Consider the following 21,023-nt stretch of genomic DNA (forward strand, 5'->3'; position numbering starts at 1 on the left):
CCCTAGCCCTCGTCGTAGGCGCCCAGCGCCTCCCGCGCCGCCGCGGCCACCTCCGCGGCCACCTGCGGCGGCTCCACCGCCAGCACGTCCACCGCGTGGGTGAGCAGCAGCCGGCGCAGCCACGCCGGGTTCGTCACCCGCAGCCGCACCTCGAACGACCCGTCGGCCAGGTCCGTGACCTCCTCGACCGGCACCTCCTCGGCCACCCAGCGCGCCGCCGAGCGCCAGCGCACCCGCGCCTCACGCGCCCGCCCGGCGGCGTCCGCGACCACCTGCGCGGCCACGTCCACGTCGGCGTCCGTCCCGCGCGCCTCCACCGGCACGTCCAGCAGCTCGGCGCCCAGCACCCGGTCCACCCGGAAGGTGCGCCGCCCCCCGGCGCGGTGGCACCAGCCCACCAGGTAGGTCGCCCCCGACTGCGTCAGCAGCCGCCACGGGTCCACGTCCCGCTCGCTGGTGACGTCCGCCGCGTCCACGTACCGCAGCCGCACCCGGCGCCCGGCCGCCAGCGCCTGCGACAGCACCCCCAGCGTCGCCACGTCCTCCGGGCCGCCCAGGCGCACGTCCACGGCGCTCGCGGCCTCGCCGGTGGCGGCGGTGAGCTTGTCCAGCGCGCCGGTGACCACGGCCGCCCGGGCCGGGTCGGCCTGCACGGCGGGGGTGGTGCTCATGGCGCGCAGGGCGGCCACGAGCGCGACGGCCTCCCGGGTGCCCAGCCGCAGGGGGCGGGTCAGGCCACGGGACTGGGTGAGGCTGACCAGCCCCTCCTCCAGGGAGAACGCGTCGAAGTCGATGAGGTCGTCGGGCATGTAGCCGGGCGTGCCGGAGACCCACAGGGCGTCGATGTCCTCGCGCAGCCGGGCCGGGGTGACGCCGAACCGGTGGGCGAGCTCCTCGACGTCGACCGGGCCGGCGCCGTCGAGGTAGGCGACGATGCCCAGCAGGCGCACCAGCCGGTCGTCGGCGCGTTCAGCCACGGTCGGCCTCCTCCTCCGGGCGCGTGGACAGGGCGGCGGCGGCCCGCAGCCGGCGCAGCACCTCGGCGCGCAGGTCGGGCGGGTCCAGCACGACCACGGCCGCGCCGTAGCCCGCGACCTCGTCGGCGAAGGTCGTCAGGCTGCCGTAGGGCACCGTGACCAGGTCCCGCCCGGCAGGAGCCGCCGGGGTGCCGGGACGCGCGACCGCCGGGACGGTGTCCGCCGCCCGGGCGCGCAGCGCGGTGGCGCGCTCGGGCACCACCGCGAGCAGCGCGGTGCTGTCGTGGCGCACGCGGGCGCCCAGGGCCGCGTCGACGTCCACCCGGTCGGGCAGCTCGTAGGCGTGCGGCGTCGCGCCGAGGCGGACCCGGCCCTCGATGCGCGAGAGCCGGAAGACGCGTTCGGCGTCCCGGTCGCGGTCGTGGCCCACCAGGTACCAGCCACCGCCGCGGGCGGCGATGCGCCACGGCTCGACCTGCCGGGTGCGCACCTGCCCGGTGGAGGCGGCGCGGTAGCGGAAGCTGACGACCCGCCGTTCGGAGATCGCCTCCAGCAGCGGCCCGTAGGCGTCGCCGGCAGCCCGCACCCGGGGTGTCAGCCCGGCCACCGCGTCCCCGACGGCGTCGCCGGCGCCGGCGGCGGCGAGCTTGGTCATCGCCCGCGACATGTCGGTGCGCAGCGTCTTGTCGGACCACAGCTGGGCGGCCAGGGCGACCACCCCCAGCTCGGCCGGGGTGAGGTCGACCGCGCCCAGGGCGTAGGCCTCGTTGTCGATGCGGTAGCCGACCTCGTCGCTGTGCCCGCTGCCCTCGACCGTGACGATCGGCACCCCGAGCGCACGCAACGTGTCCTTGTCCCGCTCGAACATCCGCTCGAACGCCTCGGTCGAGGCCGCGGCGTCGTAGCCGTGCACGCCCGCGCGGACCTGCTGCTTCGTCATCGCCGCCGAGGTGTTCACCAGCGCGATGACGAGGTTGAGCAGCCGCTCGTCGGGTCGTGTCGGCGGCCCGCCCGCCGCGATCTCACCAGCCATCGGCCACCACGCTATCCCCCGGTACGCTCGGGCGGGTGACGACAGGGCCGACGCAGCACCGAACCGCAGCCGACCACGTGACCTGGCGCACCGGCGTCGTGACCGCCACCGGACGGTCGTGGCCCGGCGCCGCGGAGCTGCGCGTGCGGCTCGACGACCCGCTGCCCGCGGGTCCCGACGACGGGACGCCGCCGCGCGAGGTGCGGGCGCTGGCCTACACCACGCTCGTCGGCACGCCCGCCGTCGGCGACCCGGTCGCGCTGAACGTCTCGGCCCTGGCCCGCGGCCTGGGCACCGGCGGGTACGCCCTCGTGGTCGCCCCCACCGACGCCGCCGCGCTGCCGGGCGACCCCGCCCCCGGTCCGGGTCACCTGGTCAAGGCCCGCTACACGCCCCTGCAGGCCCTCGTGCTGGGCGTCGACGAGCAGGAGTCGGCCCACCACGAGCTGCTGCGCGACGCCGACGACCTCGACGGCACACCCGTCGTCGTCGCCGACCTGCACTCCGCGCTGCCGGCGGTCGTGGCCGGGGCCCGCCACGCCGCCGAGCAGGCCGGCCGCCCCGCCCCCCGCGTCGCCTACGTGATGACCGACGGCGGCGCCCTGCCCGCCGCCTTCTCGCGCACCGTCGCCGCGCTGCGCGACACCGGATGGCTGGCCGCCACCATCACCGTCGGGCAGGCCTTCGGCGGCGACCACGAGGCCGTCACCGTGCACACCGGGCTGCTCGCCGCCCGTCACGTCGTCGGCGCCGACCTCGTCGTCGTCGCCCAGGGCCCCGGCAACCTCGGCACCGGCACCCGGTGGGGGTTCTCCGGGGTGGCCGCCGGGGACGCCCTCAACGCCGTGGCCACGCTCGGCGGGACCCCCGTCGCCTCGCTGCGCGTCTCCGGCGCCGACCCGCGCGACCGGCACCTGGGCGTCTCGCACCACTCGCTGACCGCCTACGGCCGGGTCGCGCTCGCCCCCGCCGACGTCGTCGTGCCGCACCCCAGCGCCGCGCTCGAGGACCGGCCCGGCTGGGGTGCCGGGCTCACCCGCCGCCTCCACGACCAGGCCCGCACCCTCGCGGACCGCCACCGCCTCGTGGACGTCGACGCGGACACCGACCTGCTCGACGCGCTCGACCGCTCCCCGGCCCGGCTGTCCACGATGGGGCGCGGGCTGCACGACGACCCCGCCGCCTTCGTCGCCGTGGCCGCCGCCGGCCGGCACGCCCAGCAGGTCGCATGAACCGCCCGCACCCGGGCGGCCGGCCGCTGCTGCTGACCGGCCTCGCGGCCCTCGTCGTCCTCGGCGCCGCCACCGCCACCCCCTGGCAGGTCCGGATGCCCACGGCCCTGGCCGGGCTCGGCGGCCTCGACCTGCCCGACGGGCCCACCCCCAGCGTCGTGCCCTCGCCCGTCGAGGACCTGCAGACCACCGAACCCGACGACTCCCTGCTCACCGTCCTGCTGCTGGTGGGCGCCGCCGTCGCGTTCCTCCTGCTCGCCCTCGTCGCCCGTCGCGTCCTCACCATGCTGCAGGCCGCCCCACCCGCCCCCCAGGACCCCGACCAGCCCGCGGCCGGCGCCGCGCTGGCCGGCACCGAGGCGCCCTCCGTCCCCCTGCCCGCGCTCGACGACGCCGTCACCCGCGCCCTCGGCCGTCTGGAGGACGCCCGCACGCCCCACGACGCCGTCGTCGCCGCCTGGGTCGCCCTCGAAGACGCTGCGGCCCAGCACGGCACTCCCCGCGACCCCGCCCAGACCCCCACCGAGTACACCCAGGACCTCCTCGCGCGCACCCCCGCACCGCCCGCCGAGGTCACCACCCTGCGCAGGCTGTACCAGCAGGCACGCTTCGCCGACCACCCCACCACCGACGCCCAGGTCGACGACGCCCGCGCCGCCCTGACCCGCATCGCCCGGCGACTGGCCACCGCCCCCACCGCGGACCGCACCCCGTGACCCGCCGGTACCTGCCGGCCGCCCTCGCCGTCGCCGCCGCGCTGCTCCTCGCCCTCAGCGACACCCTCGACCCCGTGCACGCCGTCCTGCTGCCCGCCGCGCTGCTCGCCCTGCGGCAGGCGTGGGCCGCGCTCGACGACGGCGACCACGCCGACTGGCCGCCCCCGCCCACCGAGGAACGCCACGGCGCCCGCCGCGACGTCTCCGACCTCGCCTGGGCCGCCTTCACCCGCAACGGCCGCGTCTCCCCCCGGGTCACGCGTCGCGTCCGCGAGCTCGCGGCGCACCGGCTCCGGGCCCGCGGCATCGACCCGCACGACCCCGACCGGTACGACGACGCCGCCGCCCTGCTCGGCGCCGACACCCTCGCCGGCCTCCTCTCCCCCGAGCCGCCCACCGCCCGCACCCTGCACCGCTGGCTCGACGACCTCGACCGCCTCACCACCGACGCACCACCATCCGGAAGGCCCACCCGATGACCGACACCCCCGCCGCCCTGCCCGTCCCGGCCGTCGCCGCCCACGCCGACGCCGTCCTCGACGAGATCGGCACCGCCGTCGTCGGCATGCGCGACGCCCTCGAGCTGGCGCTCGCGGCGGTGCTGGCGGGCGGGCACGTGCTCTTCGAGGACGTGCCCGGGCTCGGCAAGACCCTCGCGGCGCGTTCGCTCGCGACCGCCCTCGGTCTCGACTTCGCGCGTCTGCAGTGCACGCCCGACCTGCTGCCCAGCGACGTGACCGGCTCCAGCGTCTTCGACCCGGCGACGCGCGAGTTCGTGTTCCGGCCGGGCCCGGTCTTCACCGGCCTGTTCCTCGCGGACGAGATCAACCGGACGGCCCCCAAGACGCAGTCGGCGCTGCTGGAGGCGATGGCCGAGCGCCAGGTGTCGGTGGACGGCGTGACGCGGCCGCTGCGGGCGCCGTTCCACGTCGTGGCGACGTCCAACCCGGTCGAGTACGAGGGCACCTATCCGCTGCCCGAGGCGCAGCTCGACCGGTTCATGGTGCGGCTCGCCGTCAGCTACCCGGGTGCCGCGCAGGAGCGCGACGTCCTGCTGCGTCGCGTGGCCCGTCGGCAGGAGGCGGCCGAGGTCGGTCGCGTCGTCGACGCGGACACCGTCCGGGCCATGCAGGCCGGCGTCGAGGCCGTCGCAGTCGACGAGGACGTCGTCGACTACTGCGTGGCGCTGACGGCCGCGACCCGCGCCCACCCGGCGCTGGAGGTCGGCGCCTCCCCGCGCGGTTCGCAGAACCTGCTGCTCATGGCGCGTGCCGTGGCGGTGCTGGACGGCCGTGACTACACGCTGCCGGAGGACGTGAAGCGGGTCGCCGTCCCGGTCCTCGCGCACCGGCTGACGCTGACCCCCACGGCGTGGGCGGCCGCGACCCGCCCCGAGGACGTCGTGCGCGAGCTGCTGGCCTCCGTGCCCGGTCCGGCGACCGTCGGAGCCGCGCGGTGACCTTCGGGGCGACCCTCCGCGACCGCGCGCTGGACCGAGGGGCACGGACCGGGGCCGAACCGGTGTGGCGCCGGACGCCCACGGCGGTCCTCGGGACCGTGGCGGGCGTCGTCGTGCTCGGTGCGGGGCTCCTCGCCGGGCGCGCCGACGTCGCCGCGTTCGGTGTGCCGCTGCTGCTGTCCGGAACCTGGAGCGGCCGTCCCGGCGCGCCCCGGGGAGACGCGCCCGACCGACCCACCGCGGCGACGGTGGTCTCGCCCGAGGAGCCCACCGCACCCGGTGAGATCCGGGCGACGGTCCGTCTCGACCCTCCCTCCGGCGCCGGGCTCGTCGTGCTGCGCGCCGCGGCCCCGGGGCACGAGTCGACGGATCTCGTGGTCGCGGCAGACCGGGCAGAGATCGTGCTGCGCTCCGCGACCGTGCGCACCGGGCCGCAGCCGACGTTCGTCGTGGACCTGCGCGGCTACGGTCCCGGCGGGACGACGGCGGAGGACCCGGTGCGGGCCGCCGGCGCGACCCGTCTCGTGCTGCCCACGGCGGTCCCGCTCGGGCGGGTGCCGCTGCCCCCGCGGATGCGAGGGCTCACCGGGCCGCACACGTCCCGGCGGCTCGGCGCCGGGGACGAGCTGCGCGACGTCCACCCCTTCACCCCGGGTGACCGGCTCCGTCGCATCGACTGGCGCACGACCGCGCGTCGGTCACCGGACCTCGACGAGCTGTCCGTGCGCCGCACGTACGCGACCGCGGAGGCCACGACGATGCTCGTGGTCGACTCCCGGGACGACGTGGGTCCCGACCTGCGCACCTGGCGCGGCCAGGGTGAGCAACGGGTCGACGAGGCGACGTCGTTGGACCTGGCCCGGCAGGCCGCCGCGTCCGTCGCCCGCGCCGTGGTCGACGCCGGGGACCGGGTGGGGCTGCAGGACCTGGGACGTCGTCGTCGACCGCTGCCGCCCGCGGCCGGACGCCGGCACCTGCGCAGGATCCTGCACGGCCTGGCGATGACCAGCCCGCTGGGGAGCCCCGCACGACGCCTGCGTCCCCCGCAGCTCCCGGCCGACGCCGTGGTGTTCCTCTTCTCGACCGTGCTGGACGACGAGCCGGTGGTGCTGGCGCGCACCTGGCGCGAGCAGGGGCACCGTGTGGTGCTGGTCGACACGCTGCCGGCGCTGCGGCCGGTCACCGAGCCGCACATGCAGATCGCCTGGCGCGTGACCTCGATGGAGCGGGAGGACAGGCTCCGCCAGCTGGTCGCCGAGGGCACGCCCGTGGTGCCGTGGCGGGCGACGGAGCGGACGCGCGCCGCGGCCAGGTTCGAGGCCCTGGTCAAGGCCTCCGAGCGCCACCACAGCGCGCACGTCCACCGGGCGCAGGTCGCCGGGGGTGCGGTATGACGCTGCGCGCGGAGCTCCAGGACTGGCGGCACCGGCGCCACGACCGTCCGATGCCCACCGTGCAGGTGGAGCACGGCACCGCCGTGCGCGGCGTCTGGTTGCGGATCGCCGCGGCGTGCGCCGCGACGGGGCTCCTGCTCCTGACCGCCGCCCGCACCGACGTGATCCTCGAGCTCGCGCTCGTGGGCGCGGGGTCGGTCGGGGGGTGGTCGCTGGTGCGCCCGGGCCGCGTGCCGGCCCATCTCGCGGTCGTCGTCAGCGCGCTCCTCCTGCTCGGTTCGCGGTCGGCGCCTTTCGACCCCGCCGTCCTCTGGCTCCTCCCGGTGGCCCTCCTGACGGTGCGTCTGGGGTGGTGGGCCGAGCACGTCGCGGGGGGAACCCTGGTCGAGGTCGCGGCGCTGCGCCGGACGGTCGGTCGTGACCTGCTGATCGTCGCCGTGTCGACGGTGGTCGCCGCCGTGGCATGGGCCGCCACCGCCTGGACCGCTGGTGCCCTGCTGGTACTGGGGGGCCTCGCACTCGTCGTCCTGGCCTGGTGGACTCTGCCACGATGGACGCCGTGAGCAGCCTCGAGATCCGTCCCTACCGATCGTCCGACCGCTCGGCCGTGGCCGAGATCTGCGTCCGGACGGCTGCCGGCGGGGGTGACGCCCGGGGCGTCTACTCCGACGACTCGCTCATGCCCGACGTCTACGCCCTCCCCTACGTCGAGCACGCCCCGGACCTCGCGTTCGTGGTCGTCGACCGCGACGCCGACGGGACCACCGACCCGCTGGTCGTGGACGACGGACGGCTGATCGGCTACGTCCTCGGGACACCGGACACCACGGCGTTCGTCGACTGGTGGCGTCAGGAGTGGACGCCGTCGTTCCGGGCACGCCATCCGGAGGTCGGCGACGTCACCGCTGCGGCACCCGGGTACACCGAGGAGGCCCTGTGGCGGGACGGCACGGACCCCGAGCGGATGACCCGCGGTCTCGACCCGGCCGACCTGCGCACGTACCCGGCGCACCTGCACATCGACCTGGTCCCCGAGGCCCAGGGACGTGGCCTGGGCCGACGGCTGGTGCGCACGCTGTGCGACGCCCTCGCGGCGCGCGGCGTCCCCGGCGTGCACCTCTCCTACGACCCGGCCAACACCGGCGCCCGCGCGTTCTACGACCGGTTGGGCTTCGTCGAGCTCAGCTCCTCGACCCCGCACCTACCCGTCCTGGGTCTCCCGACCGGGCGGGGCTGACCCCGCTCCTCCGGGCTGGGTGACTGTTTGTGGGTCGGTACGTCGGCTGTCCGCGCTTGGCACACTATTTTTCTTGGAGTGTGACGCCGGGATCGGGGATCCCCGCGTCCACCCAAGCGCGCCGCACCTGCTCGAAACGGGTCGGCAGCGGAGGCCGCGTCGCCCCGAGGCGCGCGTTCGTCCGATGGACGAACCGCCTCCACGAGAGCACCAGCCCCTGCTTCGTGATCGGCAGTCCGCTCGAGACCGTGGTGCCGTTGTCGTGCGTGTGGTGCACGGTCAGCAGCAGCGCGCGGGGTACGGAGCCCTCCAGCTCGGCGGCCAGCTCGGTCCGCACGACGGCCCAGTGCCGGAGCACCACGACGACCTCGCCCGGCACGCGGTGACGACGGGGGATGCGGTGCTTCCCGTGGCGCACGACGACGCGCCCCTCCCCCGGCACGCGGGCCCCGGCCACGCGCCCTCGGCCGGCCAGCACGTCGGGCCCCAGGTCGAGGTCCTCGACACGCACCCGCAGCAGGTCGCCGTAGCGCGCACCGGTGCTCCGCGTCAGGCCGGCGACGACCGCGAGCCGCACCGTCTCGGGCTTGGCCTCCGGTCGCAGGGCCTCGACGGCCAGCTCGCGCCAGACCCAGTCCGCCTCCTCGAGCGAGACGGTCGGCCGCGGGTATCGGGTCGGGGCGCGATGGTCGGTGGTCTCCGGAGTCATGGGTTCAGTCTGCCGCTTGGCACACTTTTTCATCCCCGCTGGTCTCGGCGTGTCCACGATCCGCGGGCGGCCAGCGCACCAGGGCCAGCACTCCCAGCGCGAGCACGCCGCCCGCCACGGCGAACGCGAGGCCGCGAGAGGTCGTCGTGACGAGCGCTCCGAGGGCGAGCGCCGCCCCGGCTCCGCCGGCCTGCAGGACCATCGAGTTCACCGACAGGGCCGTGGCGCGCTCCCGGGACGACACGGCGCGGTGCGTCAGGTCGTCGAGCAGCGGCCCGCCGACGCCGAGCAGCAGGTAGAAGGTGACGAACGCCGCGGCCGCCGCTCCCCCGACCGGGATCCCGACCGCGGCCAGGGCGCCCGCCGCGAGGACCGCCGACACCGCGACCGCCCGGGGCGACGACCGCGCGAGGCGCGCAGCGGCGGGGGCCAGCGCCGCCCCCGCCGCGGAGGCGCAGAACCCCGCCGTGACGAGGGCGGCGTAGGGGGCGGCCGCGCTCGACGCCCCGCCGAGCAGCGCGGCGGCGGCCGCCGGCGCGAGGAGCTCGATCCCCGCCAGCGCGAACCCGAGCATCACCATGAACGAGGCGATGCGGCGCAAGGGTGCACGGGACGCAGCCAGCACGACCCCACGGACGACCGTCCGCGGGACGTCCGCGACCAGGTCGCGTGGCCGGCAGGCGCCGTTCGGGCGGACCTCGCGCACCCAGGCCACGACCAGCACCAGGTGCACGAGCCCGACGGCCGCGGCGACCAGGAACGGCGTCGACAGGGCGACCACCACCGTCCCGGCGGTGGGCCACGGGGAGACGGCCACGAGGACACCCCCGACCAGCGCGCCCCCGCCGAGCCCGAGCGACTCGGCGGCGCCGGCCCGTCCGAGCGCGGGTCGCAGGTCGGCCTGCGCGTCGAGCTCCTGCGCGCGGTCGACGTACCAGGCCTGCAACGGTCCGGAGTCGAGGGCGCGCGCGACACCGAGCAGCACCGAGGCCGTCCCCAGCACGAGCAGGGAGGTGCCCGTCGCATAGAGCACCGAGGCGGCCACGGACAGCACCGAGGCGGCCACGAGCACGGGGCGCCGGCCGACGACGTCCGCCATCCCGCCCGTCGGCAGCTCGAGGACCAGCGTGGTGACGCTGTACAGCGCGACGAGCAGACCGACGGCGGCGAGGTCGAGACCGCGCTGCTGGAGCAGCAGGACCATGACGGGCACGATCAGCCCGGTGGGGAACCACCGCAGGAAGGCCAGCGCCACGAACCGCCGCCGCACGGCCACCAGGGCGTCGGGCCGCACCCCGGGCGCGGTCACCGGTGCGCCTCGCCGGCGCCGGGACCACCGGGGTAGGCGTAGGCGAAGAGACGGACGGCGCGGGCGCCCTCCGGGCGCGCGGCCGGGTCGGCGTCCCGCTCCTCGTACGGCGCGAAGAGGTCGTAGAGGCCCTGCGTGACCCGCTCCAGCTCCGCGGGGGTCAGCCACGCCACCACGTCGGTGGACAACGCCGCTCGCCGCCACGGCTCGGGTTCCGCGGCCCGCCGCCGCCGGAACCGTCGCCACGCGTCGAAGCGGAACTCGTCGACGGCCTCGTCCAGCGCGACCCGGGCAGCCACGCCCGCCGGACCGTCCTCGTCCCAGGTGATGCCCTCGTCCCGCGCACGCCAGGGTCGTTCGCGGCCGTGCCCGCCGTCCGCCCGGAACACGTGCCCGTACTTCTCGAGCTGGCGCAGGTGGTACGAGCAGTTCGCCGGGGTCTCCCCCAACCGTTCGGCGCACTGCGTGGCCGTCAGCGGCCCTTCGGCGAGGAGGTCGATGATGGCGAACCGCACCGGGTGGGCGAGGGCGCGCAGCTCCCGGGGGTCGGAGATCTTCCGCACGGGGAACGGCGGGACGGGCTTCCCGTTCCCGGGCGGGGGCACCGAGGGTGGTGTCGAAGGCGTCTCCATGTATCGAAAGTATTCTTTCGAAAGAGTTCTTGCAAGTGTAGGATGGGGGTGTGCCCGCTCCTCTGCCCCGCACCCTCGCCGATCCCGTCGACCACGAGCTGGTGATCAAGAAGTCGCGGTTCCTCGCCCACCTCGCGCCGGTGGCGTCCGAGACCGAGGCCGACGCCGTGATCGCGGCGGTCCGCAAGCAGCACTGGGACGCCCGCCACCACTGCGTGGCCATGGTGCTGGGCACGCACGCGGACTCCCAGCGCTCCTCCGACGACGGCGAACCGTCCGGCACGGCGGGCGTCCCGATGCTGGAGGTGCTGCGCCACCGCCGCCTGACCGACGTGGTGGCCGTGGTCACCCGCTACTTCGGCGGGGTCCTGCTGGGTGCCGGCGGGCTGGTGCGCGCCTACTCCGCGGCCGTGGCGGGAGCGGTCGACGCCGCCGACGCCGGGGGCGGCATCCTGGAGCGCCGCACGGTGCGCGAGGTCTCCGTGGACGCCCCGCACGCCGATGCCGGCCGCATCGACCACCTGCTGCGCGACTGGAGCGCCGCGCACGGCGCCGTCGTGGACGACCCCGAGTACGCGGAGGTCGCGCGGCTGCGGCTGCTCGTCCCGCCGACCGAGCTGGAGACGCTCGACGCCGAGCTCGCCGCCGCGTCCGCCGGACGGCTGCGGGCCACCGTGGGTGCCGAACGGATCGTCGACGTCCCGGCGCACGACTGACGCGCACCCGGCGCCGGGCCGCCCCGGGTCAGGCCTGCACGCCGTCCGCGGTGATCGTCGCCCCGTCGGGGACGGTGCCCGCGTCGCCGTCCGGTTCCGGCAGCATCGCGTCGCCCACGACGGTGACGTCCGCACCGAACGTCCAGTCGCCGGCCACGGCGAGGCCGTCGGCGCCGCGCAGCGAGGGCGGCCCGGCGGCGAAGCGCTCGTCGAACGCGCCGATCGTCTTGTAGGTCTTCGAGAGCTGGACCAGGGGCGCGGGGACCGTGGCCTCCAGGCGGAAGTCGTCGGTGAGGTCGTACACGTCCGAGCGCAGCAGCAGCAGGTCGTTGGTGGTCTTCACCGGCAGGAACCGCTCCCGGCCGACCTCGATGGCGGTGGCGCCGTCGAAGACCGCGACCGCCGCGCCCATCGCCGACTCGATCTGGACCACCTCGGGAGAGTCGCCGTCGGTGGGGTCGACCGTCTTGGCGTTGCGGATCAGCGGCAGCTCGAGCACTCCCCCGGTCCGGTCCAGCTCGGCAGCCAGCGCCTCCAGGTCGAACCACAGGTTGTTGGTGTGGAAGTACCGGTGGCGCGACGCGTCGAGGAAGGCGTCCATGTCGTCCGGGTGCGTCTGCGCGGTCTCGCGCTGGATGATCCGGCCGTCCGAGCGGCGCACCACCAGCTGACCCCCCTTGACGTCGGCCGGTGTCTTCAGGCACATCTCGGCCGCGTACGGGGCGCCCGACCGGGCGAACCACGCAGCGATCTCCCCGTCGGGCGTCGCCCCGAGGTTGTCGGAGTTGGACACCGACGCGTACCGGAAGCCCGCCTCGAGCAGGGCGTGGACCACGCCGCCGGCGTGCAGCGCCGGGTACAGGTCGCCGTGCCCCGGCGGGCACCACTCCATCGCCGGGTCGGCGGGCCACTCCACCGGCTCGAGCGTGTCGGCCCGCAGCTTCGGCTCGCGGTTCTGCAGGAAGTCGAGCGGCAGGCCGTCGACGGCGAGGTCGCCGTAGGGAGCCAGCGCCGCGAGCGTGTCGTCCTGCGTCCGGAAGGAGTTCATGAGCACCAGCGGCAGCCGTGCGCCCGTGGCCCGCCGGGCGGCCCGCACCTGGCCGACGATGACGTCGAGGAAGCTCATCGGGCGTCCCTCCGCGTCGCGACGGACCTCCAGCAGGGACTTGGCGCGGTCCATGCCCATCGAGGTGCCGAGCCCCCCGTTCAGCTTGATGATCGCGGTGCGACCCAGCGCCTCGGCGGCCTCCTGCGGCGTCACGTCGAGGTCGGCATGGCGGGTCAGGTCGGTCAACGGCTCGACGTCGTCCTCGCGGACGAGACCCGTGGCGCCCTCCTCCAGCAGCCGGTAGAACCGGGTGAAGGTGTCGATCGCGGCGGTGGCCACACCCGCCGCGCGCATCTTGTCCTGTGCCAGCTGGAGTCCACGATCGCTCATGCCAGGAACCCTAGCCGCCAGGGGCGCCGAGCGCGTGGGCGGGTCGTGGTGGGGTCCTCACAGGAAGGGGTCGGGATCCCCCGCGCCCTCGCGGACGACCTCCGGCGTCGGGCCGGAGAAGTCCACCACCGTCGTGGGAGCGGCGGTCACCTCACCGGACTCGACGACGAGATCGACGTCACTGTCCAGCTCCTCGGCGACCTGCCATCCCTCGGTCATGGCCTCCTCCTCGCCCGGCAGGATGAGCGTCGAGCTGAGCAGCGGCTCGCCGAGCTCGCGCAGGATCTCCTGCACCAGCCTCGAGTCGGGGATGCGCACCCCCACGGTCTTCTTCTTGGGGTGCGCGAGCCGCCGGGGCACCTCCGACGTCGCCGGGAGCACGAAGGTGTAGGGACCGGGCGTGGCGGCCTTGATCGCCCGGAACTCGGCGGTGTCGAGACGGACGAGCTGGCCCATCTGGGCGAAGTCGGAGCACACGAGCGTGAAGTGGTGCTTGGCGTCCAGACGCCGGATACGCCGGATCCGCTCCGCGCCGTCGTGCTGCCCGATGCGGCAGCCGAGCGCGTAGCCGGAGTCGGTCGGGTAGGCGATGAGCGCCCCGTCCCGCAGGGCGTCCACGACCTGCCGGACCAGTCGCGGCTGCGGGTCCACCGGATGGATGTCGACGATGCGCGCCATCGGGCCAGGTTACGCCGCGGCACCGGCCGCGTCGCACGTCAACGCGCGCAGCAGCTCCTCCTCGCGCGCGTTGCCCCCGCTGCACACCACCCCCACGCGCCGTCCGGCGAACCGGTCGGGAAAGGACAGCACCGCGGCCAGCGCCGCGGCGCCCGCGCCCTCGGCGACCGTGCGCGCCGCGGTGAGGTAGGCGTGCTGGGCCTCGGTGATCGCCTCGTCGTCCACGAGCAGGAAGTCGGCCAGGTGCCGGAGCAGCACCGTCTGGGTCAGGGCGAAGCCGCACCCGACCGCCAGCCCCTCGGCGCGGGTCCTCACGGGCCGGGTCCGCAACGCACCGGACCGCCAGGAGTCGTGCGCGGCCGGGGCGGCGGACGACTGCACGCCGACGACCTCGACGTGCGGCGCGAGCGCCGCCGTGACCAGGCAGGCGGCCGCGGCACCCGAGCCGCCGCCGACCGGCACGACGAGCGTGTCCAGGTCGGGTGCCTGCTCCAACAGCTCGACGGTCGCCGTGGCGACCCCGGCCACGAGCTCCGGCTCGTCCCCCGCGCTGACGAGCCGTGCCCCGCGCCGGTCCGCGATGCTCCGGGCGTGCACGGCGGCCTCGCCGAGGTCCGCACCGTGCAGGACGACCTCGGCACCTCGGTCGCGCACGGCGCGTTCCTTGACCGGGTTGGGGTCCCGCGGCATCACGATCGTGCACGGCACGCCCGCCGCGGCGGAGGCGTAGGCCAGCGCCTGGGCGTGGTTGCCGGTGGAGTAGGCCACGACGCCGTGCTCGATCCCGCGACCTCGACGCACGAGGTTGAGGGCGCCGCGCACCTTGAAGGCACCGGTGTGCTGCAGGTTCTCGTGCTTGACGACGACGGACGTCCCCGCCGACCCACGGGCCCGGACACGCCGGTCGAGCTCGGGGTAGGCGGTGGTCGGCGTCGTCACCACGAGCCCCTCGAGCCGCTGCCGCGCGGCCCGCACGTCGTCGATGGTCGGCGGTGCTGGTGCCATGTGCACCATCGTCCGCCGCACCGTCCCATCGGTCCAATGCCTGTCTTCGCAGCTTTGGATCGCAACCATCGATGAATCACTCGTAGGCTGGTGGCATGACGGACGTCCCTCCTCCCCCGGCACAGCTCGACCTGACCCGGCTCCGGGTGCTGGCCGCCGTCGCCCGCACGGGTTCGGTGACCGCGGCCGCCCGGGACCTGCACTACGCCCAGCCCTCGGTGAGCCACCACCTGGCCCGGCTGGAGGCGGAGGCGGGCCTGCCCCTGCTGGAACGCGTCGGCCGCGGCGTCCGCCTCACCGAGGCGGGCCAGCTCCTGGCGGATCGCGCGGAGGAGATCATCGCCCGCGTCGAGGGCGCCCAGCGCGAGCTGGACGCCCTGGCCGGGCTGCGGGCCGGACGCGCGCGCCTGGCCGCCTTCCCGTCCGCCCTCGCCACGCTCGTGCCCGAGGCGGTCAGCAGGCTCCGCGAGGCCCACCCGGGCCTCGGCGTCAGTCTCGTCGAGGCGGAGCCACCGGAGGCCGTCGCCGCGCTGCGCGCCGGTGAGGTGGACGTGGCACTCGTGTTCGAGCACCAGGACATCACCGGCGAGCGCTCGGTCCAGGACCCGTCGCCGTTCACCGCGACACCGGTGCTCGACGACCAGGTCCACCTCGTCACGCGCACGGCGGACGGCGGAGCCCCCGCCCCCGAGGGCCCCGCCGACGGGTGGACGCCGCTGCGCCCGTTCGCGGACGCCGCGTGGATCGCCGGCTGCGAGCGCTGCCGCGCCGACCTGGTCGCACGGTGCGCCGTCGCCGGCTACGCGCCCCGGATCGCGTTCGAGACCGACGACTACGTCGCGGTGCAGGCGCTGGTCGCCGCCGGGGCGGGGGTCAGCCTGCTGCCGGGTCTGGCGCTGCGCGCCCACCGCCACCCGGACGTCGACACGGCGGTGCTGCCGGGAGCGCGCCGCGCCGTCCGCGCCCTGACCGTCGGCGAGCCGTCGCCGCCGGTGCGGGCGCTGGTGGACCAGCTCGTCGCGATCGGGGCGTCCGCACCCGCCCCGGCCTGACCTGCCGTCTCAGGCCACGGAGTCGCGCCACGCGGCCTGCATCGCCGCGTAGCGTCCGCCGGCGGCCACCAGGTCCGCCGGTGCGCCGTCCTCCAGGACGCGACCGTGCTCGAGCACGAGCACCCGGTCGGCGATGTCCACCGTGGAGAGCCGGTGGGCGATGATGATCGCGGTCCGGTCGGCCAGAAGGGTCTGCAGGCCACGCTGCACCAGCCGCTCGCCCGGGATGTCGAGCGAGCTGGTCGCCTCGTCGAGGACCAGCACCGCGGGGTCCGCGAGGAAGGCCCGCGCGAAGCTGAGCAGCTGGCGCTGCCCGGACGACACGCGGCCGCCGCGCTTGTTGACGTCGGTGTCGTAGCCCTCGGGCAGGCTCGTCACGAACTCGTGCACACCGACGGCGCGTGCCGCCGCCTCGACCTCCGCGTCGGTGGCGTCCGGCCTCCCCAGGGCGATGTTCTCCCGCACCGACCCGCTGAACAGGTAGGCCTCCTGGGTGACCATGACGACGGCACGGCGCAGGTCGGTGCCGGAGACGTCGCGGACGTCCACGCCGTCCAGCAGCACCCGTCCCGCGCTGGCGTCGTAGAACCGCGTGACGAGCTTGGCGAGGGTGGACTTGCCGGCACCGGTGGACCCGACCAGGGCGACGGTCTGACCGGCCGGGATCGTCAGGTCCAGCCGGGGCAGCACCACCGGGCCGTCCCCGTAGCCGAAGGTGACGTCCTGCAGGCGGATCTCGCCGCGCGGTGACGGCAGGGGTGTGGGGTCGGACGGCTCGACGACGGTGGGTTCCTCGGCGAGCAGGCCGGACACCTTCTCGAGCGCGGCGACGGCCGACTGCAGCGCGTTGTAGAACATGCCGAGCTGCTGGATGGGCTGGAAGAACCGCTTCACGTACAGCAGGACGGCGACGAGCGCGCCGACGTCCAGGGAGCCCTCGACCACGCGCCATCCGCCGTAGGCGAGGGCGGCGGCGACCGTCAGGTTCCCGATGAGCACCAGTCCCGGCTGGTACCGGCCGTTGACCCCGAAGATCCGCAGGTTCGCGTCGCGGTACTGCTCGCCGAGCCGGCCGTACTCGGCGTCGTCGGTGGCCTCCCTGCGGAAGGCCTGGACCGCGCGCATGCCGGTCATGGTCTCGACGAACTTCACGATCAGCCGTGCCGAGGCGGTGCGCTGCTCGCGGTAGGACTGCTGCGAGCGGCGCTGGAACCAGCGCGTCAGGAGCCAGGCCGGCACGAGGGCCGCCAGGAGCACCAGCCCCGAGCGCCAGTCGACGTAGAAGAGCGCGCCGGCGGTGAAGACCATGAGCATCAGCGACGAGACCACGCCGGTCAGCCCGCCGTCGAACAGCTCGCGCAACGCCTCCAGGTCGGAGGTCTGGCGGCTGATCACCCGGCCCGACGTGTACGACTCGTGGAACTCCAGGGAGAGCCGCTGGGTGTGCCGGAAGACGCGGCGGCGCAGCTCGAGCAGGACGCTCTGGGCGACCCGGGCCGCGGCACGCACGTAGGCGCCCGCGCACAGCCCGCCGAGCACGGCCGCCAGCACGTAGATGCCGCCGACGAGGACCAGCCGGGTCGGGTCGCCCTCGCGCAGGGCGGGCAGCGCCGTGTCGATCGCGGCCTGGACCAGCAACGGCCCGGAGACCTGGGCCAGCGTGCTGATCACCACGAGCGCGCCGGCCCCGGCGAGCGCCCCGGCGCGGGGGCGCAGGAGCTGGCCGAGCAGGTGCAGCGAGCGGCGCCGCACGGCCCGGGAGGTGCCCCGGTCGAGGTCGGTGGCGTCGTCGGCCCGCGCGTCGGTGGGGCGCAGACGTCCGGTGGCCGCGGTCATCGCGCCTCCTGGGTCACGTCGGTCTCGTGCTCGTGGGCCACCCAGTCCTCCTCGAGCGAGGCGACGACGTAGCGGTAGTGGGGGTCGCGGGCGAGCAGCTCGCGGTGGGTGCCCACCGCGCTGATGCGGCCGCCGGACAGGACGGCGACCCGGTCCGCGAGCGCGACCGTCGAGGGACGGTGGGCGATGACGAGGCTCGTGGTGCCCGCCAGCACCTCGCGCAGCCCGCGGGTGACGGCCTCCTCGGTGGTGACGTCGAGTGCGGACAGCGGGTCGTCCAGGACGAGGACGCGGGGCCGGGCCGCGATGGCGCGGGCCAGGGCCAGGCGTTGCCGCTGCCCGCCGGACAGCGACAGGCCCTCCTCGCCGATCCGGGTGTCGACACCCTGGGGCAGGTCGTGGACGAACCCGGCCCGGGCGACGTCGAGGGAGCTGTGCAGCAGCCGCTCCCGCTCAGGCGCGGGCAGGGAGTCGTCGACACCGAGCAGGACGTTCTCGCGGACGGTGGTGGAGAACAGCGTCGGCTCCTCGAAGGCGACGGCGACCGCGCGACGCAGGTCGTGGCGACGCAGGTCGCGCACGTCGATGCCGTCGAGGCGGACGGACCCGGTGGTCACGTCGTGGAGACGGGGCAGGAGCATCGCCAGCGTCGACTTGCCGGAGCCCGTGAGCCCGACGAGCGCGGTCGTGGTGCCGGCCGGCAGGTCGAGGTCGACGCCGTCCAGGACCGGGGGCTCGTCGGCCTCGTGGCGGAAGGTCACGTCACGCAGCGTGACGTCACCGCGCACGGTGCCGAGCTCACGGGGCTCGGCGGGGTCCGTCAGCGGGTTCGCGGTCTCGACGACCTCGAAGAAGCGGTCGACGGCGGTCCGCGCGTTGAGCGTCATGGACAGGGTCATGCCGAGGTCGACGACGGGACCGTTGATGACGGCGGCGGTGAGGAAGAAGGCGGCCAGGGCCCCGACGGTGAGCTGCCCCTCGGCGGCCGACCAGACGCCGAGGACGAGGCAGACCGCCAGGGTGGCCTCGGGGATGAGGTGCAGGGCGGTGGTGACCGTCGCCTGGTTGCCGGCCTTGCGGATCTCGGTGCGACGCAGCTGCTCGGCCTGTCCCGTGAAGGACTCCAGGGCGTCGCCCCCGCGCCCGAAGGCCTTGAGCACCCGGATGCCGTGCACGGACTCCTCGACGGTGTTGGCGAGGTCGCCGGACTGGTCCTGGGACGTCCGGGCGATGACGCGGTACCGGCGCGAGAAGCGGTAGGCGATGACGACGACGGGGACCGCGCCGACGAGGTAGACGAGCCCCAGCCATCCCGCCGTGGCGACCAGCACGGCGATGCCGACGACGACGGTGATCGTGCTGACCACCAGCTGCAGGAGCCCGAAGACCAGCCAGCGGCGCAGCAGCCCCAGGTCGGTCATGGAGCGGCTGAGCAGCTGGCCACCGGCCCACCGGTCGTGGAAGGCGGCGGGCAGCTGGAGCAGGTGACGGAACAGCGTGGTGCGCAGCGCCGCCTCGACCCGCGTGCCGGGGTACATCACGAGCGTGCGGCGCAGGAGGATCAGTCCGGCCTCCAGCAGCCCGAGGGCGAGCACGGCCAGCGTGGGCCACAGCAGCGCCGCAGGGTCGCCGGCCGCCGCGCCGGCGGCCAACGGACCCTCGACGAGCACCTGCAGCACGCGCGGGATCGCGAGGGCCGCCAGGCTGGCACCGAGCGCCGCGACCAGCCCGGCGACGAGGCGCGGCAGCGCGGGACGGACGGTGGGCAGCAACCGGCGCAGGGAGGCGAGGGTGCTCAGGTCGGACCCCGCCGGGACGGACGGGCTGGCGGGGCGGTCGGCGCGCGCGGTGGGGGGCATCGAATCGATTCTCGCACCACCCACCGACACGGTTGCTCCGGGCACTCCGGTGCGGGCCTACCCTGGGCCCGTGGTCCGCTTCGACGACGAGCACTGGGACGCCTACAACGCCCGGCAGGGCACGCGGCCGGTCCGTGACCTGTGCCGACGGCTCCTCGGCCACGCCGGTCCCGGCGCGGGCCGGCTCGCGCTGGACGTGGGGGCCGGCGCCGGGGTCGAGACAGCGGCGCTGGTGAGCCACGGGTGGCGGGTGCTGGCGATCGACCCGGCGCCGTCGACGGTCGCCCGGGTCACGGCGGCGGTGCCGCCCGGGCACCGGCACGCGCTCCGGGTCCGACGGGTCGGCGTCGGTGCCGCGCTGCCGCTGCCCGGCCTCGACCTGGTGCACGCCTCCTTCGCCCTGCCGTTCGTGCCCCCGGAGGAGTTCCCGGACGTCTGGCACGGCCTGCGGTCCGCGCTGCGCCCGGGCGGCTGGTGCGGGGTCACGTTCTTCGGCCCACGGGACCAGTGGGCCTGCGCACCGGGTCTCGCCGACCGGCTGACGTTCCACGACCGCGCCGCGGTCGACGAGGTGTTCGCCGGGTGGGAGACGGTCGAGGTCACCGAGCACGAGTCCGACGGCACCTCCTTCGGCGGCCCGAAGCACTGGCACACGATCGAGGTCGTGGCCCGCCGACCGGCGTCCGGTCAGACGTCGACGGGCACGCGCTGAGCCACCGGACCCCATCCCCCGCCGACGGGTTCGGCCCCGGCGGCCACGACGACGTCGCGCAGGGCCGCGAAGTGGTCCACCGGCCCGCGCCCCCGGCCGACGCCGAGGTCACCGGCGCCGGTCAGGGCCGACGTCAGCCACGCCTTGGTGCCCATCAGCGCACGGCGCCAGTCCCCCTCGCGCACGTACCGCGTCGCCAGCCCGGAGGACAACGAGCAGCCGGTCCCGTGCGTGTGCCGGGTGCCCACGCGGACGCCGTCGACCTGCTGCACGTCACCGCCCGGCCCGACGAGCGCGTCCGGGGCCTGGTCACCGGCCAGGTGACCGCCCTTGACCAGGACACGGACCTGCCACCGCGCCGCCAGCCGCGCGCCCTGGGCGAGGGCCGCCGACCAGTCCCCGGCGCACGGTTCGCCGAGCAGCACGCCCAGCTCGGGTAGGTTCGGGGTGACCACGTCGCAGCGCGCCAGCAGGCCGCGGACGGCCTCCTCCCCCGCCGGGGCCAGGAGCCGGTCGCCCGAGGTGGCCACCATCACCGGGTCGAGCACCACCGGCACCGACGCGGGGGTACGGCGCAGCCAGTCGGCCAGGACCGCGGCGACCTCGGCGGTCGCCAGCATGCCGATCTTGACGGCGTCGACGGCCACGTCGTCCGACACCGCCGCGAGCTGCGCCGCCAGGAACTCCGGCGGCGGCACGTGCACGGCACGGACCCCGCACGTGTTCTGGGCGGTCAGCGCCGTCACGGCCGCCATGCCGTAGCCGCCGGCGGCACCGATCGACTTCAGGTCGGCCTGCACGCCGGCCCCGCCGGACGGGTCGGAACCCGCCACCGCGAGCACCCGCGGCACGGGACCGCGGGGGGTTGCGGTGACCGGCTGGTGCGGCGCGTTCGTCGTCATCGGCGACATCCCTTCGTCAGTGCGAGCTGCTTCAGGTTCGACGGGTGTGATCTCAGCGCCCCGACGGGCGCACCCCGTGTCGGTCCCTCACCGTAGTAGCCCCCGGCGCCGTGGGGCGACGGGGGCT

21 protein-coding genes and 1 riboswitch are annotated in these 21,023 nt (G+C 75.7%); of the genes, 10 read left to right on the forward strand and 11 right to left on the reverse strand.

Features of this window, described 5'->3' with window-relative positions:
* Positions 1-2 precede the first annotated feature (2 nt).
* Positions 3-977 carry a YafY family protein gene (locus Q6349_RS09680; protein ID WP_171245775.1) on the reverse strand — a complete coding sequence of 325 codons (975 nt, stop codon included), beginning with the start codon at positions 975-977 and terminating at the stop codon, positions 3-5.
* A complete protein-coding gene (locus Q6349_RS09685; RefSeq protein ID WP_304603911.1) occupies positions 970-2,010 on the reverse strand; it encodes a YafY family protein in 1,041 nt (346 codons plus the stop codon). Before Q6349_RS09685 ends, Q6349_RS09680 begins: the two co-directional genes overlap by 8 nt.
* Positions 2,011-2,045: 35 nt before the next feature.
* Between Q6349_RS09685 and Q6349_RS09690 the strand changes: the two genes are divergently transcribed.
* From Q6349_RS09690 to Q6349_RS09720, 7 genes are read left to right on the forward strand one after another with little or no spacing between them, the layout of a single operon-like run.
* Positions 2,046-3,242: a DUF3866 family protein gene (locus tag Q6349_RS09690; RefSeq protein WP_304603912.1), complete on the forward strand. Its 1,197-nt coding sequence runs from the start codon at positions 2,046-2,048 to the stop codon at positions 3,240-3,242.
* Positions 3,239-3,958 (forward strand): DUF4129 domain-containing protein, encoded by a 720-nt coding sequence (locus tag Q6349_RS09695; protein ID WP_304603913.1) that lies wholly within the window; start codon positions 3,239-3,241, stop codon positions 3,956-3,958. The genes Q6349_RS09690 and Q6349_RS09695 overlap by 4 nt, the downstream gene beginning before the upstream one ends.
* Positions 3,955-4,437 (forward strand): hypothetical protein, encoded by a 483-nt coding sequence (locus tag Q6349_RS09700; protein WP_304603914.1) that lies wholly within the window; start codon positions 3,955-3,957, stop codon positions 4,435-4,437. Before Q6349_RS09695 ends, Q6349_RS09700 begins: the two co-directional genes overlap by 4 nt.
* Entirely contained in the window at positions 4,434-5,417 is a 984-nt protein-coding gene (locus tag Q6349_RS09705; RefSeq protein ID WP_304603915.1) for a MoxR family ATPase, read from the forward strand. The genes Q6349_RS09700 and Q6349_RS09705 overlap by 4 nt, the downstream gene beginning before the upstream one ends.
* Positions 5,414-6,811 carry a DUF58 domain-containing protein gene (locus Q6349_RS09710; RefSeq protein ID WP_304603916.1) on the forward strand — a complete coding sequence of 466 codons (1,398 nt, stop codon included), beginning with the start codon at positions 5,414-5,416 and terminating at the stop codon, positions 6,809-6,811. Before Q6349_RS09705 ends, Q6349_RS09710 begins: the two co-directional genes overlap by 4 nt.
* Positions 6,808-7,374, forward strand: coding sequence for a hypothetical protein (locus Q6349_RS09715; protein ID WP_304603917.1), 567 nt, complete (start codon positions 6,808-6,810; stop codon positions 7,372-7,374). The genes Q6349_RS09710 and Q6349_RS09715 overlap by 4 nt, the downstream gene beginning before the upstream one ends.
* Positions 7,362-8,048, forward strand: a complete 687-nt coding sequence (locus Q6349_RS09720) for a GNAT family N-acetyltransferase (protein ID WP_171245769.1) — start codon at positions 7,362-7,364, stop codon at positions 8,046-8,048. The genes Q6349_RS09715 and Q6349_RS09720 overlap by 13 nt, the downstream gene beginning before the upstream one ends.
* A 64-nt stretch (positions 8,049-8,112) precedes the next feature.
* Here Q6349_RS09720 and Q6349_RS09725 read toward each other — a convergent pair whose 3' ends face one another.
* The 3 genes from Q6349_RS09725 to Q6349_RS09735 are packed head-to-tail and all read right to left on the reverse strand — an operon-like array spanning position 8,113 to position 10,698.
* Positions 8,113-8,757 carry a hypothetical protein gene (locus Q6349_RS09725; RefSeq protein ID WP_304603919.1) on the reverse strand — a complete coding sequence of 215 codons (645 nt, stop codon included), beginning with the start codon at positions 8,755-8,757 and terminating at the stop codon, positions 8,113-8,115.
* A 4-nt stretch (positions 8,758-8,761) separates the two neighbouring features.
* A complete protein-coding gene (locus tag Q6349_RS09730; RefSeq protein WP_304603920.1) occupies positions 8,762-10,066 on the reverse strand; it encodes an MFS transporter in 1,305 nt (434 codons plus the stop codon).
* Positions 10,063-10,698: a transcriptional regulator gene (locus Q6349_RS09735; RefSeq protein WP_216077231.1), complete on the reverse strand. Its 636-nt coding sequence runs from the start codon at positions 10,696-10,698 to the stop codon at positions 10,063-10,065. Before Q6349_RS09735 ends, Q6349_RS09730 begins: the two co-directional genes overlap by 4 nt.
* A gap of 50 nt (positions 10,699-10,748) precedes the next feature.
* Between Q6349_RS09735 and Q6349_RS09740 the strand changes: the two genes are divergently transcribed.
* Positions 10,749-11,414 carry a YigZ family protein gene (locus tag Q6349_RS09740; RefSeq protein WP_171245766.1) on the forward strand — a complete coding sequence of 222 codons (666 nt, stop codon included), beginning with the start codon at positions 10,749-10,751 and terminating at the stop codon, positions 11,412-11,414.
* Positions 11,415-11,442: 28 nt separating this feature from the next.
* On the opposite strand, the gene Q6349_RS09745 is transcribed toward Q6349_RS09740, so the two are convergent.
* From Q6349_RS09745 to Q6349_RS09755, 3 genes are read right to left on the reverse strand one after another with little or no spacing between them, the layout of a single operon-like run.
* Positions 11,443-12,852 (reverse strand): UTP--glucose-1-phosphate uridylyltransferase, encoded by a 1,410-nt coding sequence (locus Q6349_RS09745; protein WP_304603921.1) that lies wholly within the window; start codon positions 12,850-12,852, stop codon positions 11,443-11,445.
* 57 nt (positions 12,853-12,909) lie between these two features.
* Positions 12,910-13,530, reverse strand: a complete 621-nt coding sequence (locus Q6349_RS09750) for an L-threonylcarbamoyladenylate synthase (RefSeq protein ID WP_304603922.1) — start codon at positions 13,528-13,530, stop codon at positions 12,910-12,912.
* Between the two features lie 9 nt (positions 13,531-13,539).
* Complete coding sequence (locus tag Q6349_RS09755) at positions 13,540-14,535, reverse strand: threonine/serine dehydratase (protein ID WP_304603923.1); 996 nt, start codon at positions 14,533-14,535, stop codon at positions 13,540-13,542.
* A gap of 95 nt (positions 14,536-14,630) precedes the next feature.
* Here Q6349_RS09755 and Q6349_RS09760 point away from each other — a divergent pair, with 95 nt between their 5' ends.
* Entirely contained in the window at positions 14,631-15,587 is a 957-nt protein-coding gene (locus Q6349_RS09760; RefSeq protein WP_304603924.1) for a LysR family transcriptional regulator, read from the forward strand.
* 9 nt (positions 15,588-15,596) lie between these two features.
* Here Q6349_RS09760 and Q6349_RS09765 read toward each other — a convergent pair whose 3' ends face one another.
* Together Q6349_RS09765 and Q6349_RS09770 are read right to left on the reverse strand one after the other, a co-directional pair.
* Complete coding sequence (locus tag Q6349_RS09765) at positions 15,597-17,423, reverse strand: ABC transporter ATP-binding protein (protein WP_304603925.1); 1,827 nt, start codon at positions 17,421-17,423, stop codon at positions 15,597-15,599.
* Positions 17,420-19,282 carry an ABC transporter ATP-binding protein gene (locus Q6349_RS09770; RefSeq protein ID WP_304603926.1) on the reverse strand — a complete coding sequence of 621 codons (1,863 nt, stop codon included), beginning with the start codon at positions 19,280-19,282 and terminating at the stop codon, positions 17,420-17,422. Before Q6349_RS09770 ends, Q6349_RS09765 begins: the two co-directional genes overlap by 4 nt.
* Positions 19,283-19,352: 70 nt before the next feature.
* Here Q6349_RS09770 and Q6349_RS09775 point away from each other — a divergent pair, with 70 nt between their 5' ends.
* Complete coding sequence (locus Q6349_RS09775) at positions 19,353-19,994, forward strand: class I SAM-dependent methyltransferase (RefSeq protein ID WP_304603927.1); 642 nt, start codon at positions 19,353-19,355, stop codon at positions 19,992-19,994.
* Here the strand turns inward: Q6349_RS09775 and thiD are convergent.
* Positions 19,970-20,896, reverse strand: coding sequence for a bifunctional hydroxymethylpyrimidine kinase/phosphomethylpyrimidine kinase (gene thiD / locus Q6349_RS09780; protein WP_370375611.1), 927 nt, complete (start codon positions 20,894-20,896; stop codon positions 19,970-19,972). The two genes, Q6349_RS09775 and thiD, sit on opposite strands and share 25 nt — an antisense overlap.
* Positions 20,888-20,983: riboswitch (TPP riboswitch) on the reverse strand. (Overlaps the previous gene by 9 nt.)
* Positions 20,984-21,023 lie beyond the last annotated feature (40 nt).

This window comes from Isoptericola sp. 178 (genome assembly GCF_030586525.1).
Classification (GTDB): Bacteria; Actinomycetota; Actinomycetes; order Actinomycetales; family Cellulomonadaceae; genus Isoptericola; species Isoptericola sediminis.

What these genes read in the sequence shown, in the direction of transcription:
- Q6349_RS09750 (WP_304603922.1), bottom strand. Translation starts at nt 13,530, where the DNA reads ATGGCGCGCATCGTCGACATCCATCCGGTGGACCCGCAGCCGCGACTG.
- Q6349_RS09760 (WP_304603924.1), top strand. Translation starts at nt 14,631, where the DNA reads ATGACGGACGTCCCTCCTCCCCCGGCACAGCTCGACCTGACCCGGCTC.
- Q6349_RS09695 (WP_304603913.1), top strand. Translation starts at nt 3,239, where the DNA reads ATGAACCGCCCGCACCCGGGCGGCCGGCCGCTGCTGCTGACCGGCCTC.
- Q6349_RS09720 (WP_171245769.1), top strand. Translation starts at nt 7,362, where the DNA reads ATGGACGCCGTGAGCAGCCTCGAGATCCGTCCCTACCGATCGTCCGAC.
- Q6349_RS09715 (WP_304603917.1), top strand. Translation starts at nt 6,808, where the DNA reads ATGACGCTGCGCGCGGAGCTCCAGGACTGGCGGCACCGGCGCCACGAC.
- Q6349_RS09755 (WP_304603923.1), bottom strand. Translation starts at nt 14,535, where the DNA reads ATGGCACCAGCACCGCCGACCATCGACGACGTGCGGGCCGCGCGGCAG.
- Q6349_RS09770 (WP_304603926.1), bottom strand. Translation starts at nt 19,282, where the DNA reads ATGCCCCCCACCGCGCGCGCCGACCGCCCCGCCAGCCCGTCCGTCCCG.
- thiD (WP_370375611.1), bottom strand. Translation starts at nt 20,896, where the DNA reads ATGACGACGAACGCGCCGCACCAGCCGGTCACCGCAACCCCCCGCGGT.
- Q6349_RS09735 (WP_216077231.1), bottom strand. Translation starts at nt 10,698, where the DNA reads ATGGAGACGCCTTCGACACCACCCTCGGTGCCCCCGCCCGGGAACGGG.
- Q6349_RS09685 (WP_304603911.1), bottom strand. Translation starts at nt 2,010, where the DNA reads ATGGCTGGTGAGATCGCGGCGGGCGGGCCGCCGACACGACCCGACGAG.
- Q6349_RS09705 (WP_304603915.1), top strand. Translation starts at nt 4,434, where the DNA reads ATGACCGACACCCCCGCCGCCCTGCCCGTCCCGGCCGTCGCCGCCCAC.
- Q6349_RS09745 (WP_304603921.1), bottom strand. Translation starts at nt 12,852, where the DNA reads ATGAGCGATCGTGGACTCCAGCTGGCACAGGACAAGATGCGCGCGGCG.
- Q6349_RS09725 (WP_304603919.1), bottom strand. Translation starts at nt 8,757, where the DNA reads ATGACTCCGGAGACCACCGACCATCGCGCCCCGACCCGATACCCGCGG.
- Q6349_RS09765 (WP_304603925.1), bottom strand. Translation starts at nt 17,423, where the DNA reads ATGACCGCGGCCACCGGACGTCTGCGCCCCACCGACGCGCGGGCCGAC.